General features: G+C 68.8%; 12 protein-coding genes and 4 pseudogenes. 13 read left to right on the top strand and 3 right to left on the bottom strand.

Annotated features, from left to right (window positions below; genetic code table 11):
• Positions 1–25: 25 nt before the first annotated feature.
• From OMK73_RS32140 to OMK73_RS32125, 4 genes and pseudogenes are all read left to right on the top strand, one after another.
• Positions 26–1,204, top strand: coding sequence for a thiolase family protein (locus tag OMK73_RS32140; protein WP_267605569.1), 1,179 nt, complete (start codon positions 26–28; stop codon positions 1,202–1,204).
• 45 nt (positions 1,205–1,249) lie between these two features.
• Entirely contained in the window at positions 1,250–2,014 is a 765-nt protein-coding gene (locus OMK73_RS32135) for an SDR family NAD(P)-dependent oxidoreductase (RefSeq protein WP_267605568.1), read from the top strand.
• A gap of 95 nt (positions 2,015–2,109) precedes the next feature.
• A pseudogene (locus OMK73_RS32130) lies at positions 2,110–3,110 on the top strand (Bug family tripartite tricarboxylate transporter substrate binding protein).
• A gap of 470 nt (positions 3,111–3,580) precedes the next feature.
• Positions 3,581–4,501 (top strand): LysR family transcriptional regulator, encoded by a 921-nt coding sequence (locus OMK73_RS32125; RefSeq protein ID WP_267605567.1) that lies wholly within the window; start codon positions 3,581–3,583, stop codon positions 4,499–4,501.
• Here OMK73_RS32125 and madM read toward each other — a convergent pair.
• Both madM and madL read right to left on the bottom strand, forming a co-directional pair.
• The gene (gene madM, locus OMK73_RS32120) at positions 4,498–5,274 is read right to left on the bottom strand and encodes a malonate transporter subunit MadM (RefSeq protein WP_267605566.1); all 777 of its coding nucleotides are present in this window, start codon (positions 5,272–5,274) and stop codon (positions 4,498–4,500) included. The genes OMK73_RS32125 and madM overlap by 4 nt on opposite strands.
• Positions 5,275–5,407: 133 nt before the next feature.
• A pseudogene (gene madL, locus OMK73_RS32115) lies at positions 5,408–5,694 on the bottom strand (malonate transporter subunit MadL); the annotation flags it as partial.
• A gap of 346 nt (positions 5,695–6,040) precedes the next feature.
• On the opposite strand from madL, the gene mdcA reads away from it, so the two are divergent.
• The 7 genes and pseudogenes from mdcA (at position 6,041) to mdcH (ending at position 12,198) form a co-directional block, all read left to right on the top strand.
• Entirely contained in the window at positions 6,041–7,699 is a 1,659-nt protein-coding gene (mdcA, locus tag OMK73_RS32110) for a malonate decarboxylase subunit alpha (protein WP_267605565.1), read from the top strand.
• Positions 7,699–8,606 (top strand): annotated as a pseudogene (locus tag OMK73_RS32105) (triphosphoribosyl-dephospho-CoA synthase). Before mdcA ends, OMK73_RS32105 begins: the two are co-directional and overlap by 1 nt.
• Entirely contained in the window at positions 8,606–8,920 is a 315-nt protein-coding gene (locus OMK73_RS32100) for a malonate decarboxylase subunit delta (RefSeq protein ID WP_267605564.1), read from the top strand. The pseudogene OMK73_RS32105 and the gene OMK73_RS32100 overlap by 1 nt, the downstream one beginning before the upstream one ends.
• Positions 8,917–9,768, top strand: coding sequence for a biotin-independent malonate decarboxylase subunit beta (locus OMK73_RS32095; protein ID WP_267605563.1), 852 nt, complete (start codon positions 8,917–8,919; stop codon positions 9,766–9,768). Before OMK73_RS32100 ends, OMK73_RS32095 begins: the two co-directional genes overlap by 4 nt.
• A pseudogene (mdcE, locus tag OMK73_RS32090) lies at positions 9,765–10,582 on the top strand (biotin-independent malonate decarboxylase subunit gamma). The gene OMK73_RS32095 and the pseudogene mdcE overlap by 4 nt, the downstream one beginning before the upstream one ends.
• A 25-nt stretch (positions 10,583–10,607) precedes the next feature.
• The gene (locus OMK73_RS32085) at positions 10,608–11,246 is read left to right on the top strand and encodes a malonate decarboxylase holo-ACP synthase (RefSeq protein ID WP_267605562.1); all 639 of its coding nucleotides are present in this window, start codon (positions 10,608–10,610) and stop codon (positions 11,244–11,246) included.
• A 7-nt stretch (positions 11,247–11,253) separates the two neighbouring features.
• Entirely contained in the window at positions 11,254–12,198 is a 945-nt protein-coding gene (mdcH, locus tag OMK73_RS32080) for a malonate decarboxylase subunit epsilon (protein ID WP_267605561.1), read from the top strand.
• A 9-nt stretch (positions 12,199–12,207) separates the two neighbouring features.
• On the opposite strand, the gene OMK73_RS32075 is transcribed toward mdcH, so the two are convergent.
• The gene (locus OMK73_RS32075; protein ID WP_267605560.1) at positions 12,208–12,678 is read right to left on the bottom strand and encodes an Lrp/AsnC family transcriptional regulator; all 471 of its coding nucleotides are present in this window, start codon (positions 12,676–12,678) and stop codon (positions 12,208–12,210) included.
• A 161-nt stretch (positions 12,679–12,839) separates the two neighbouring features.
• Between OMK73_RS32075 and OMK73_RS32070 the strand changes: the two genes are divergently transcribed.
• Together OMK73_RS32070 and OMK73_RS32065 are read left to right on the top strand one after the other, a co-directional pair.
• Positions 12,840–13,751, top strand: coding sequence for a DMT family transporter (locus tag OMK73_RS32070; RefSeq protein ID WP_267605559.1), 912 nt, complete (start codon positions 12,840–12,842; stop codon positions 13,749–13,751).
• Positions 13,752–13,893: 142 nt separating this feature from the next.
• Positions 13,894–14,253, top strand: coding sequence for a hypothetical protein (locus tag OMK73_RS32065; RefSeq protein ID WP_267605558.1), 360 nt, complete (start codon positions 13,894–13,896; stop codon positions 14,251–14,253).
• Positions 14,254–14,293: the final 40 nt, after the last annotated feature.

The following is a 14,293-nucleotide window of genomic DNA, read 5'->3' as shown; positions in this document are numbered from 1 at the left end:
ATCAAGAGACATCCGGAGACCCACCATGCAGCAAGCCGTCATCGTCGACGCCATCCGTTCGCCCATGGGCCGCGCCAAGCCCGGCTCCGCCTTCACCGAACTCCATCCCACGGAATTGCTGGCACAGGTGCTGGCCGGGTTGGTCGAGCGCAACAAGCTGGACCCCGGACTGGTGGAAGACGTCATCACCGGCTGCGTGAGCCAGGTCGGCGAGCAATCGGCCACGCCCGGCCGCGTGGCGTGGCTGGCGGCGGGGTTCCCCGAACATGTGCCCTCCACCACCATCGACCGCAAATGCGGGTCCAGCCAGCAGGCCGTGCATTTTGCCGCGCAAGGCATCATGGCGGGCGCCTACGACATCGTGATTGCCTGCGGCATCGAATCCATGAGCCGCGTGCCGATGGGCTCGGGGCGCATCGGCCAGAATCCCTATGGCCCGTCGTTCGAGGCGCGCTACGCGCCCGGGCTGGTGTCGCAAGGCGTGGCGGCGGAGCTGGTCGCGGCGCAGTGGGAACTGTCGCGCGACGATCTCGACCAATACTCCGCGCAATCGCACCAGCGCGCGCACCAGGCGCGAGAAGCCGGCGCCTTCCGCCGCGAGATCCTGCCGGTCCGTACCGCCGCGGGCCTCGTCGAGCACGATGAAACCATCCGCCCCACCACCACCGCCGAGCGCCTGGCCACGCTGGCGCCGTCCTTCCGCGACGAAGCGCTCGGCCAGCGCTTCCCGCAGATCGGCTGGCATGTGACCGCCGGCAATGCCTCGCAGATCAGCGACGGCGCCGCCGCCATCCTGCTGATGAGCGAGCGCGCCGCCTCCCGCCTCGGCCTGAACGCCCGCGCGCGCTTCGTTGCCTTCGATGCCTGCGGCGACAGCCCCCTGACCATGCTGACCGCGCCGATTCCTTCCAGCAAGCGCGCGCTGGAAAAGAGCGGCCTCAGCCTCGATGCGATTGCACACTACGAGATCAACGAGGCCTTTGCCTGCGTGCCGCTGGCATGGCAACGCGCGCTCGGCGCCGACCCGGCACGCCTGAATCCGCGTGGCGGCGCGATCGCGCTCGGGCATCCGCTGGGCGCCTCGGGCGCGCGCCTGATGACCACGATGCTGCACGCCCTGGAAGACAGCGGCGGGCGCTACGGCCTGCAGTCGATGTGCGAGGCTGGGGGCATGGCCAACGCCACCATCATCGAACGGCTCTGAGCCAATACGCATACGACATTGATACCTGGAACCAGGAGACACAAGATGAAGCTTGCCAACATGTCCGCCGTCGTCACCGGCGGCGCCTCCGGGCTGGGCCTCGCCTGCGCCCGCCGCCTCACCGAGCGCGGCGTTGCCGTGGTGATCGCCGACTTGTCCGAAGAGAACGGCGCCGCCGCCGTGCAAGCGCTCGGCGATCTCGCCCGCTTTGTCCAGGCCGATGTCTGCGACACCGCGCAGATGACCCGCGTGTTCGACGCGGCCGACGCGCTCGGCACCATGCGCGCGCTGATCCATTGCGCCGGCGTGGGCGGCCCGGTGCGCCTGGTGGAGAAGGACGGCCAGCCCGGCTCGCTGGAGAAATACGAATCGATCGTGCGCATCAACCTGGTCGGCACCTTCAACACGCTGCGCCTGGCCGCGGCCCGCATGGCCCGCAACGAGCTGGTCGACGGCGAGCGCGGCGCCTGCGTGCTGACGGCCTCGGTGGCCGCGTATGAAGGCCAGATCGGGCAGATCCCCTATGCGTCGGCCAAGGCCGGCATCGTCGGCATGACGCTGGTGGCGGCACGCGACCTGGCGCAGCGGATGATCCGCGTCTGCACGATTGCACCGGGGCTGTTCGATACGCCGCTGCTGGCGCGCCTGCCGGAGAACGTGCGCGCCTCGCTCGGGGCCTCGGTGCCGCACCCGGCGCGGCTGGGCATGCCCGATGAATTTGCCTCGACCGCGCTGCATATCCTGGAGAACGCCATGCTCAACGGCGAGACCATCCGCCTCGACGGCGCGATCCGCATGACGCCGCGCTAAAGGCGTTGCCGTTGCAGCGGTGGACAGGCAGAGCCGGACCATACCGGCCGCCGCGCCCGTATCAGGGCACCATGCATCCCGGAGGAGACACCCCCATGCATACCAAGCTGTTCACAAGGCTTTGCGCCTTCCCTCTGCGCGTTGCCGCGCTCGCCTTGCTGACCACCGCCGGCACCGCGCGGGCCGAGCCGGCCTGGCCCGAGCGTTCCGTCACCATCATCGTGCCCGGCGCGCCCGGCGGCACCACCGACATCCCCACCCGGCTGGTCGCGCAAAAGCTCAGCGCGCTGCTGGGCCAGCCCGTCATCGTCGACAACCGGCCCGGCAGCGGCGGCATCATCGGCACCCAGGCCCTGCTGCGCGCGCCGGACGATGGCTACACCTTGCTGGTCGGCAACACCGGCTCGCATGCCATCAACTACAGCGCCTACAAGCACCTGAGCTACCGGCCACAGGATTTCGTGCCGATCACGGACATGATTTCGTTCCCCAACGTGCTGGTAGTCAACGCGCAGTCGCCCATCAAGACCGTGGCGGAGCTGACCGAGCAACTGAAGAAGAAGCCAGGCCAGTTTTCCTACGGCTCAGCCGGCATCGGGCAGACCACGCACTTGACGGCCGAGCTGTTTCGCATGCGCACGGCAACCGAAGTCATCCACGTGCCCTACCGTGGCTCCACCCCGGCCACCACCGCTCTGCTGTCTGGCGAGACCACCTTCATGTTCGACAACCTGACGCAGGCGCTGCCGCATATCCGCGCGGGCAAGCTGCGGGCGCTGGCGGTCACCAGCGCCGAGCGCCTGCCCAGCCTGCCGGACGTGCCGGACGTGCCGACCATGGCGCAGGCGGGTGTCAGCGACTTCGTGGTGATGGGCTGGCTTGGCGTATTCGCCGCGGCGCGCACGCCGCCGGCTGTGGTCGCCAGGCTGCAGGCCAGTCTGGCCATGGTCATGCGCGACCCCGAGGTGACGGCCAGGTTCAAGGAGATGGGCGGCCTGGCCGGCGGGCAGCCGCAGTCGGGTTTCGCCTCGCTTGTCAGTAGTGAACAGCGCCGCTGGGGGAGACTATCCGGGCCTCCAACCTGAGCCTGGACTAAATCGCTTGCCTGCAAAGCCCCGGGCTCCGGGTTGGGGAGAGGGTGTGCACGACAACGCAGATCCGGCTTTGTCAGCAAGCCGACAGACCTGATGCATTCGCCGAAGCCGGCGAACGGGCCAAAGCCGCGCGCCATGACGACAGCTGTCTCTCCCTCTCCCCTCAGGGGGAGAGGGCCGGGGAGAGGGGTGGCTTAGCTAGGAGCCACTTGAAGCGAAGCCCTGTAGTGTTTTCCAGCAAGCTGGCATAACCAGCGCCCGCCCTCTCCCCCAACCCCTCTCCCGCGCGCGGGAGAGGGGAGCTATGCTGGCGCTGGATTTCGCTAGAACGTCATTGCTGCGTTCGGTTTTGCCCGACAACGCAGATCCGACCCTGCCTGCAACTCGCGCTCCCGCTTGTCCCGGAGCCATCCGGCTTCGATTCTGGTTATCATGCTCCGGTCAACGCCACCGCACGCAAGACGCACCTCCTATGCGAAACCGGATCAACGAAGAAATCACCTTGCGCAAGCTCGAAGTCCTGCTCGCCTACATGGAGACGGGCAACCTCGCCAAGGCCGCCGAGGCGCTGGATGTGAGCACGGTCAGCGTGCACCGCGCGCTGCACTCTCTGGAAGAAGGCATGCGCTGCGCCCTGTTCCGCCACGAAGGGCGCAACCTGCTGCCGACCGAAGCCGCGCACGTGCTGGCGGATGTGGCTACCGACGTCATCAAGGCCATGGCCGACGGCATCCGCGCCACGCGCCAGGCCGCCGGGTACTCGGCCGATCACATGAAAATCGGCTCGCTCTATTCGCTGACCATCCGCACGGTGCCGGACGTGGTGATCGGCATCAAGGTCAGGCGGCCGGAACTGCAGGCGGAGCTGGTGCTCGGCTCCAATGCCGACCTGCTCTTCAAGCTCAAGCAAGGCGCGATCGACGCCGCGCTGATGGCCATGCCCGAGCCGGATCCCGAGATCGAATCCATCGCGCTGTTCGAAGACGAGATCTACTTCGCCGCGCCTGCGGATTCGCCCTATGCGCGGCAAGCCTCCATCGACCTGCGGCAATGCCGGGACGAACCCTTCGTCACGCTCAGCGAGGGCTTCATCACTTACCAGGGCTTCATGGAAGCGTTCCGCATCGCCGACTTCACGCCCAATGTGGTGATGAAGGTCGGCGACATCTTCTCGCTGATGAACCTGGTCAGCGGCGGCGTGGGCTACGCGCTGCTGCCCGGCCGCGTGCGCGATGTGTTTGCGCACAAGGTGGCGCTGATCCCGCTGGCCGCGCAGTACCGGCTGCGCCAGACCATTGGCCTGAGCTTTCTGCGGCGGCGCGAGCGGGATCCGAATTTGCTGGCGCTGGCGGCGGTTTGCCGGTTGACGATGCGCTCGCCGCAGCCCGCCTAGCCAACGATCGCCTTGGTCGCCAGGAACAACAGCGACGGCCCCAGCAGGCAACCCAGCCCGGTGTGGAACGTGGCCACCAGCGCACCATAAGGCACCAGCCTGCGATCCGTTGCGGCCAACCCCGCGGAAACCCCGCTGACGGTGCCCGCCAACCCGCCGAACACCATCGCGGCGCGCGGGTTGTTCAGGCCGAGAAAGCCCGCCGCCATGGGCGTGCCCACCATCACGATGATGGCCTTGATCAGCCCGGTGGCGATGCTCAGCGCGATCACGTCGGAACTGGCGCCCAGCGCTGCCCCGGTGACCGGCCCCACGATATACGTCACCGCGCCAGCGCCGATGGTGGTCATGCTGACCGCATCGCTGTAGCCAAAGGCGCGCGCCACGACAGCACCCACGATAAACGGCAGGATGGTGCCGAGCAGCAGCGACACCGCGCCGACCAGCCCGGCCTTGCGCGCCTCGGTGACCTGCACCTCGAAGGCGGTGGCGACGATGGCGAAGTCGCGCAGCATGGCGCCGCCCATCAGGCCGATGCCGGAAAACAGCGAGAGATCCGCCAGGCCTTTTTCCTTGCCGGTGACGATGCCGCCGTAGTAGGCCAGCAGCAGGCCGATGACGATGGCGATGGCGGAGGCATGGACGCGCCCGAAGGTCAGCCAGCGCGATAGCCTTGATGACAGCCACATGATGATGCCGACCGCGGCGAACGCGGTGACCAGGGCATTCTGCAGCAGGATGTTCTCGATAATGTGCGAGATGGAATGCGGCATGGCGGCGTCCTTAGCGCGAAGCGTGGCTGGGGGTGGCTTCCGGCGAAAGCAGCGGCGGCAGTGGCGCGTGGTCGCCGGTGCGGCTGAGCACGGCAATGCAGCAGGCAGACACCAGCACCGCGCCGACTGCCGCGATCAGGGCCACCGGCCCGCCGCGCAACGCGGCGACCACGTTCTGCTGTGCCGCCATCGCCACCACCACCGGGATATACATCGCCCCCAGAAGCCCACGCCCGCCTCGGTCTCCTTGGGCAGAAGCCCGCGTCCGTGCAGGTAGAGCCGTATCGAGATCAGCAGCAGCATGGCGATGCCGACGCCGCCCACATTGGCCTTGACGCCGATCGCGATGCCCAGCAGCTCGCCAAGGAACAGGCCGACGAGATGGCAAAGCGCCAGCAAGGCGGTTCCGTAGATGATCATGGTGGTGTCTCCTGTTGGCCCATCGGCAAGATTGCGCGCGGGCTGGTTCTAGGTTTGATGGATGCAATCTAGGCGAGCCATCGCACTGCATCAATCAACCCGGCGAGAGAATCGTTAGCGTGGGATTAACGGCGGGAAACGGATATCCGGCGCACTTGTGACCAAGCCAGCCCTTGCGTGGCGCGCGGCGGCGTACGGGCCGCGCGAGACGCGGCGCGAACGCCTGGCATGTCGGGCCGCCAACACTTACACCTAGAGTAACGATGCCGCGCCGGGCGTCATTGCTTGCGCCGCGCGCGCTGCGTATCTTGGTGCCATCCCTAGCATCAAGCACACCGGAGACGCGATGCCGAACCCAGCCACGGACCGACAGTGGGACACCCGCCGCACCGAAAAGCGCCGCCGCATGGCACGCGGCGCCGCCTTTGCCAGTGGCCGTGTCGTGCCCACCGCCGACATCGTCCCATTCCTCGAAGCCATCACCGCGCCGGGCGACCGCGTGGTGCTGGAGGGCAACAACCAGAAGCAGGCCGACTTCCTCTCGCGCTCGCTGGCCGAGGTGGACCCGGCCAAGGTGCACGGCCTGCACATGATCATCCCGAGCGTGAGCCGGGTGGAACACCTCGACCTGTTCGAGCGCGGCATTGCCAGGAAACTGGACTTTGCCTACGCCGGCGCGCAGAGCCTGCGCATCTCGCAGTTCCTGGAAGATGGCCAGCTTGAAGTCGGCGCGATCCACACGTACATCGAGCTGTACGCGCGGCTCTATGTGGATCTCACGCCCAATATCGTGCTGATCGCCGGCTACAAGGCCGACCGCGATGGCAACCTCTACACCGGCGCCAGCACCGAGGACACGCCCGCGCTGGTGGAGGCCGCCACCTTCCGCGACGGCATCGTGGTGGCCCAGGTCAACGAGATCGTGGATGACCCCGCCGGCCTGCCGCGCGTGGATATCCCCGGCTCGTGGATCGACTACGTGGTGCAGGCGGACAAGCCCTTCTTCTGCGAGCCGCTGTTCACGCGGGATCCGCGCCTGATCAAGCCGGTGCACGTGCTGATGGCCATGATGGCAATCCGTGGCGTGTACGAGCGCCACCAGGTGCAGTCGCTCAACCATGGCATCGGCTTCAATACCGCGGCCATTGAACTGATCCTGCCCACCTACGGCGAGTCGCTCGGCCTCAAGGGCAAGATCTGCAAGTACTGGACGCTGAACCCGCACCCCACGCTGATCCCCGCCATCGAGTCCGGCTGGGTGGAGAGCGTGCACAGCTTCGGCAGCGAGCTCGGCATGGAGAACTATGTGGCCGCGAGGCCGGACGTGTTCTTCACCGGCGCGGATGGCTCGATGCGCTCCAACCGCGCCTTCTGCCAGCTAGCCGGCCAGTACGCGGTGGACCTGTTCATTGGCTCCACGCTGCAGATCGACGGCGACGGCCATTCCTCCACGGTCACGCGCGGGCGCTTGTCCGGCTTTGGCGGCGCGCCCAACATGGGCCACAACCCGGGCGGGCGGCGCCATCCCACGCCAGCATGGCTCGACCTGATCGAGACCGACGACCCGCTCGCGCGCGGCCGCAAGCTGGTGGTGCAGATGGTGGAGACCTTCCAGGCCGGCGGCAAGCCGACCTTTGTCGAGTCGCTCGACGCGGTGCAGGTGGCCAAGGACAGCGGCATGCCGCTGGCCCCGGTGATGATCTACGGCGACGATGTCACGCACGTGCTGACCGAGGAAGGCATCGCCTATCTCTACAAGGCACGCTCGCTGGAGGAGCGCCGCGCCATGCTGGCGGCCGTGGCCGGCGTGACGCCGATCGGCCTGCGCCACGACACCAGCACCACGCGCCGCATGCGCAGCGACGGCCTGATCGCGCTGCCCGAAGACCTCGGCGTGCAGCGCAGCCAGGCTACCCGCTCGCTGCTGGCAGCCAAGAGCATGGCCGACCTGGTCGACTGGTCCGGCGGGCTGTACGAGCCGCCGGCACGCTTCCGGAGCTGGTGATGGCTAACCCCGCATGGCTTGTCCGGCGGCATGTTGATGCCGGATTCGACCCCGCTGCCATCGCACTGGCCGATCTCGCGGTCAGCGCGCTGATCGACGAGGCCGCGCTGTCGCCCAAGCCCGGGCTGGTGGATGGCCGCGGCAATGGCGCCCACGCCGATCTCAACCTGGACCTGATGCGCGTCTCGGCGCGTGCGCTGCATCCTGCTTTTGTGGAGATGGCGGCGGCGGGCATGCGCGCGGCGCGGCCCGGCGTGGCGCTGCGCGAGCGGCTGGGCGCGCTTGGCCGCGAAGCGGAGGCCGCGATGATGCGCGCCACCGGCGGCATCAATACGCATCGCGGCGCGATCTGGAGCCTGGGGCTGCTGGTTGGCGCCGCGGGGCTGCACCGGCACGCAGGCTCGGCGCATGGCATCGCGCGCAGCGCTGGCGCCATCGCCCGCGTCCCCGACCGGCACCGCCCCGCGCGTACCGGCCACAAGGGCGAACGCGCCTGCATCGACTACGGCGTCGCCGGCGCGCGCGGCCAGGCGCAGGCCGGCTTCCCGCACGTGCTGCGCGCCGGGTTGCCCGAACTGCAGCGCAGCCGGGCGCGCGGCGACGCCGAGCCCAGCGCGCGCGTGAACGCACTGCTGGCCATCATGCAGCGGCTCGATGACACCTGCGTGCTGGCCCGCGCCGGCCGCGAAGGGCTGTCGCTGATGCAGCAAGGCGCGAGCCGGGTGCTGGCCGCCGGCGGCATCGGCACGCTGGCCGGGCGGCGCCTGCTGCGCCAGCTCGAGGCCGGCATGCTGGCCTGCAACGCCTCTCCCGGCGGCGCCGCGGATCTGCTCGCCGCCACTTTTTCCTGGACCGGCTGCCGCTTGCGGTGCCGCCGGCCCATTGCCCAGCGCAAGGAGACAAATAATGGAACAGCTCCAGTTCGAATATCCCGCCGGCGCGCCGGCAAGCCAGCGCGTGCTGGTTGGCGTGGTCGGCTCCGGCGATCTCGAAGTCATGGTGGAGCCCGGCACGGCCGGCACCACGCAGATTCATGTCACCACTTCGGTGGACGGCTACGGCAAGGTCTGGGACGCGCAGCTCTCGCGCGTGTTCAGCGCCGAGCCGCGCGCCGCCATGCGCATCCGCATCCATGATTTCGGCGCCACGCCGGGCGTGGTGGGCATGCGGCTGGCGGAAGCCTTCGAAGCGCTCGGCGCCGATGGCAAGGAGCAAGCATGAACCACGCATCGCTGCTGAACCGCGAGAGCTTTGTCGAGCTCGGCGCGCGTGCCCGCGTGCATGCGCTGCTCGATCCCGGCACCTTGCGCGAACTCGCCGGCCCCTTCGACCAGCTGGTCTCGCCGTGGCTGGAACGCCAGGGCGTGGTGCCGCAGGCGGATGACGGCGTGGTGGTGGCCAAGGGCCGCATCGACGGCCAGCCTGCCGTGGTCCTTGCCATCGAAGGCGCGTTCCAGGGCGGCAGCCTCGGCGAGGTGGGCGGCGCCAAGATCGCCGGCGCGCTGGAGCTGGCCGCGCAGGACAACCGGCGCGGCGTGCCCACGCGCGCCGTGATCCTGTTCGAGACCGGCGGCGTGCGGCTGCAGGAAGCCAACCTTGGCCTCGCGGCTATCGCCGATATCCACGCAGCCATTGTCGATCTGCGCCGCTACCAGCCGGTGGTGGGCGTGATCGCCGGCACGGTAGGCTGCTTTGGCGGCATGTCGATCGCGGCGGGCCTGTGCAGCTACCTGGTGGTGACGCGCGAGGCGCGCCTTGGCCTGAACGGGCCGGCAGTGATCGAGCAGGAGGCGGGCGTTGCCGAATACGATTCGCGCGATCGTCCCTTTATCTGGAGCTTTACCGGCGGCGAGCAACGCATTGCCACCGGGCTGGCCGACCGCTACGTCGAGGATGACAGCGATGCCATCCGCGCCACGGTGCGCGAGGTCATGGCGCAAGGCGTGCCAGGCGAGCATCGCAGCGAACGCTATGCGCACTACCTGCAACGCCTGGCCGAATATGATCCGGCGCGCCAGCCGGAGCCGGCAACCGTCCGCACCTTCTACGCACACGGAGCAAAGCCATGAGTTCAGCAAACACGCAGGGCCGCGGCGAGGCCTGGCTCGCGGCGCTGACGCGCAATGCCCCGCGCCGCCCCGGCTATCCCGCCACCGTGCAGGTGGCCGACGCCGAGTTGGCGGGCCAGCCGGCACGTTTCATCGCGGTGGTGCCCGACGCCGCCAATGCCTTCCCGCGCGTGCGCGACGGCGAGGTCGGGCTGCTTGAAGGCTGGTCGCTGGCGCAGGCCGTGCACGAGATCGTGCTGGCCGACCGGGACGCCAGGATCAAGCGACCCATTGTGGCCATCGTCGATACGCCCAGCCAGGCCTATGGACGGCGCGAGGAAGCCTTCGGCATTCATCAGGCGCTGGCTGGCGCGGCCGATGCCTACGCCACGGCGCGGCTGCAAGGCCATCCGGTGATCGCGCTGCTGGTCGGGCGCGCCATGTCGGGCGCCTTCCTCGCGCACGGCTACCAGGCCAACCGCCTGATCGCGCTGACGGATGCCGGCGTGCAAGTGCACGCCATGGGCAAGCAGGCCGCCGCCCGCATCACCATGCGCAGCGTGGAAGACCTGGAGAGCTTTGCCGCCACCGTGCCGCCGATGGCGTACGACATCGGCAACTACGCCACGCTGGGACTGCTGTGGAAGCAGGTTGGCGTCAGGCAAGCGGCACAACCGGACGCAGCCGACCTCGACACCGTGCATGGCGCTCTGCAAGCCGCCCTGGCCGATATCCAGGCCGAGCCGCAACGCGACCTGCGCAGCCGCCTGGGGGAGAAAACCGCCAGGCTTCCAGCCGCGTACGCGAAGTGCTCGCGCAGCAGTGGCCGGACTGAAGCCGTTGCAAGACCGGCGCATGACATGACCACAAGCACGCTCCTGCCGCACGATCTGGTGTGGCTCGCGGACGCACCGGGCTTCGCCCGGGTCAATGCACTGCCCGAGTGGGCAAGTGCCGCGTGGCTCGCGTGCGCACCGCTGGTAGTGCGGCGCGATGGCGCCAGCGACGCACGCATCCCGGTCGGGCTGCGCGGCACCACGCGCGCGCAGCGCCACGCGGCCTGGCTGCCGGCCGCGCAGGTGGCGCGCGTGGTCACGCCGGGCACGATCGCGCGCCAGGCGCGCTGGCGGGATCATCCGCGCCACGCCGCATTGCCTGCGCTTGTCGCGCTGGCGCGCGTCGCGCCACTGCTGGATGCGGCGCAGGCGAACTGGGGCGTGACCGGCGGCGCGGGCTTTACGCTGGCCTGCGGCATCGACGTGCTGCATCCGGGTAGCGATCTCGACCTGCTGGTCACCGCGGCAACGCCGCTGCCTGCCGAGCTGGCCCGCACCCTCGCGGCCTTGCTCGATGATGCGCAAGTCCGCATCGACATCCAGGTGGCCACGCCGTTCGGTGCATTCGCGCTGCGCGAGCGCGTGCGCACCGGCGGCCGCGTGCTGCTGAAGACCGTCAACGGCCCTGTCATGAGCCAGGACCCCTGGCAGCCGCAGCCGTGAGCACGCGATGAGCACCCTGTTCACCTTCCCCGGCCAGGGCGCCCAGCGCCCCGGCATGCTGCACGCGCTGCCCGACCACCCGGCCGTGCGCGCCACCATCAGCGAGACCAGCGAGGCGCTCGGACGCGATGTGCTGGCGCTGGACAGCGCAGCCGAACTCGCCTCCACCGGGGCCGTGCAGCTATGCCTGCTGACCGCGGGCGTGGCGATGGCGCGCTGCCTGCTTGCCGAGGGCGCCAAACCCGATGCCGTGGCCGGCCTGTCGATCGGCGCCTTCCCGGCGGCGGTCTGCGCGGGCGTACTGGGCCATGCGGATGCGGTCAGGCTGGTGGCGCTGCGTGGGGAGCTGATGGAGCGAGCGTATCCGAGCGGCTATGGCATGACAGCGATCCTCGGGCTGGAGAGCGGCCCGCTGGAGCGCATCATCGCGCAGGTGCATGGGCCCGCATCGCCGGTCTACCTGGCCAATCTGAATGCCCCCACCCAACTCGTGATTGCCGGCGCGGCAGCGGCCATGGCCCGCGTGGCGGCACTGGCGCTGGACGCCGGTGCCCATGCGGCCAAACCCATCGCCATCAGCGTGCCTTCGCACTGCGCGCTGCTGGACGACGCGGCCGCTGAGCTTGCGCATGCCTTTGACGGCGTGCGCGAGCGCGTGCGCCGGCCGCGCCTGCGCTACTTCAGCGCCAGCGCGGCGCGCGAGCTGCGCGATCCGGCGCGCATCGCCGCCGACCTGGCGCGCAACCTGGCCGTGCCGGTGCGCTGGCACGAGGCCATGCTGCTGGCGCGCGAATGCGGCGTGCAGCTGGCGGTGGAAATGCCGCCCGGCAATGTGTTGACGCGGCTGGCCGCGCCGCTACTATCCGACGGCATCGCCGTGGCCTGCGCCGACACGCGCATCGACAGCGTGGTGGCGCTTACGGCGCGCGAAGCGCAGCGGGCGTCATCCTGAACCGGGGCATTACCCGAGCGGCAATGCCGTGCTGTACAGGACCTGCTTGAGCGCAAAGCTGGAGCGGATGCTGGACACGCAGGGAATGCGCGTGATCTGGTCGATGATCAGCCGCTCCAGCGCTTCCACGTCGGCCACCACCACGCGCAGGAGGTAGTCGGCATCGCCCGACATCAGGTAGCACTCCATCACCTGCGGCAGGGTGGTGATGCGCCGCTCGAAGGCGTCCAAGGTTTCGCGGCGCTGCTTGTCCAGCGAGATCTGGATAAACACCACCACCTTCAGGCCAAGCCGGCGCGCGTCGAGCAGCGTGACGCGGCGCGAGATCACGCCTTGTTTTTCCAGCTGCTTGACCCGCGCCAGGCAGGGCGAGGGCGACAGGTTGACGCGGCTGGCCAGTTCCACATTGGTCAGGCTGGCGTCGCGCTGCAGCTCGTTGAGAATCCGGATATCCGTGGCATCCAGGTCGATGTCCAGCACGTTGCGCTCCTGTTTTTACGAATAACAGCATTCTATGCCGCAACGGCAGGAATCTGCAGCTACCTTCGGTTTTTGCTGCGGCGCAATAAACCGTAGACTTTCCAGCATCCCCTCCCATCTCGTGGCGGCGGGACAACCTGGTCCAAGAGTCGAGTCGAAGCATGCAAGCACAACAAGGATGGCGCCGGTTTATTCCCCTCGCCTGCGCCGTGGCGATCTGGGGCGGCAACTGGCCGGTCATGAAGCTGGGCCTGACCCACGTCAGCCCGCTCTGGTTTGCCGCCGCGCGCTTTGTCTCGGCCGCCGCCATCAGCTTCCTCGTGCTGGCTGCGTTGCGCCGGCTGCGCCTGCCCACGCGGCAGGAATGGCCGCTGGTGATCGGCGTGGGCCTGCTGCAGATGGCAGCTTTCACCGCGCTGGCGCTGTGGGCGCTGCAGTACGTGCCGCCGGGCCGGGCCTCGGTGATCGCCTATGCCACCTCGGTATGGGTGATTCCGCTGTCGTCGCTGGTGCTCAAGGAGCGGCTGTCGCGCCCGCAGTGGATCGCCACCGGCCTGAGCTATGCCGGCATCGCGCTGATGGTCGCCCCGGCCGTGCGGGACTGGCAGCTGCATACCGCCGTGGGCCTGGTGATGCTGCTCGGCGCGTCGCTGGCCTGGTCGCTCAGCATCATCCAGCTGCGCGCCAACCGCACGGTGCGCCTGGGCGCGGACATGATCCCGTGGGAGACCGCCGTGGCCTCGGTGCCGCTGGTGGTGCTGGCGCTGCTGCGCGACGGCGCGCCCCACTTCCTCTCGGCGCCGGAAATCTGGCCGCTGCTGTTCTACACCGGGCCGCTGGCCACCGCGCTGACCTTTATCGTGGTGCTGAACATGACGCAGGCCTTGCCGCCTGCCGCCACCTCGATCGCCATGCTGTGCGTGCCGCTGATCGGGCTGGTGGTCTCGGCGGTGGCGTTCCAGGAGCGGATCTCGGCGGATCTGTCGGCCGGGCTGGCGCTGATTGCGCTGGGAGTGGCAACGTCGGCGCTGGCGCCGTGGCTGGGAAGGCGGCTGCAGTGGCGCAGCGCGTGATGCCACCAGCCATGCCACACAGCAAGGGTACTGTGGAAATTAAGCATCAAACGTTACAAGAAGACACAGTTGTATTACCCCGCTAATACCTGACATCGGCGCGCCGGCTTACAGTGGAGCCAATCACTAACCGGAGTCCCCCGTGCGGAAAATTGCCACCCTTTGCGCCATTGCTGCTGTTGCAGGCCTTGCTTCCAGCGCCGCATTCGCGCGCGTGGATGTGGACATCGGCATCGGCGTGCCCGGCCCGGTGTTTGTCGCGCCGGCTCCGGTCTACCAGCCGGCCCCGGTGTATGTGCAACCCCAGCCCGTGGTAGTGGCAGGCCCTGGTTACTACGGCCCCGGCTACTACGGCGCCGGTGTGCGCGAGCGCGCCTGGCGCGAACGCGAATGGCGCGAGCAACAGTGGCGTGAACGCGATCGGCGCGAGCATGATTGGCGCGAGCGCGAGTGGCACGAACACGGCCATGAGCGCGATCACGACCGCGAATGGCGCCGTTGATGGCGCGCACGTGGTTGCTACTGCTGGTCGTGGTGCTACT

It is taken from the genome of Cupriavidus sp. D39, assembly GCF_026627925.1.
Classification (GTDB): domain Bacteria; phylum Pseudomonadota; class Gammaproteobacteria; order Burkholderiales; family Burkholderiaceae; genus Cupriavidus; species Cupriavidus ulmosensis.
The sequence above is the reverse complement of the archived record's forward strand: the minus strand, read 5'-3'. Positions and strand labels throughout refer to the sequence as shown.

Coding starts and splice junctions, on each gene's coding strand:
- OMK73_RS32085 (WP_267605562.1), top strand. CDS start 10,608: ATGACCACAAGCACGCTCCTGCCGCACGATCTGGTGTGGCTCGCGGAC.
- OMK73_RS32095 (WP_267605563.1), top strand. CDS start 8,917: ATGAACCACGCATCGCTGCTGAACCGCGAGAGCTTTGTCGAGCTCGGC.
- mdcA (WP_267605565.1), top strand. CDS start 6,041: ATGCCGAACCCAGCCACGGACCGACAGTGGGACACCCGCCGCACCGAA.
- OMK73_RS32070 (WP_267605559.1), top strand. CDS start 12,840: ATGCAAGCACAACAAGGATGGCGCCGGTTTATTCCCCTCGCCTGCGCC.
- madM (WP_267605566.1), bottom strand. CDS start 5,274: ATGCCGCATTCCATCTCGCACATTATCGAGAACATCCTGCTGCAGAAT.
- mdcH (WP_267605561.1), top strand. CDS start 11,254: ATGAGCACCCTGTTCACCTTCCCCGGCCAGGGCGCCCAGCGCCCCGGC.
- OMK73_RS32135 (WP_267605568.1), top strand. CDS start 1,250: ATGAAGCTTGCCAACATGTCCGCCGTCGTCACCGGCGGCGCCTCCGGG.
- OMK73_RS32140 (WP_267605569.1), top strand. CDS start 26: ATGCAGCAAGCCGTCATCGTCGACGCCATCCGTTCGCCCATGGGCCGC.
- OMK73_RS32100 (WP_267605564.1), top strand. CDS start 8,606: ATGGAACAGCTCCAGTTCGAATATCCCGCCGGCGCGCCGGCAAGCCAG.
- OMK73_RS32125 (WP_267605567.1), top strand. CDS start 3,581: ATGCGAAACCGGATCAACGAAGAAATCACCTTGCGCAAGCTCGAAGTC.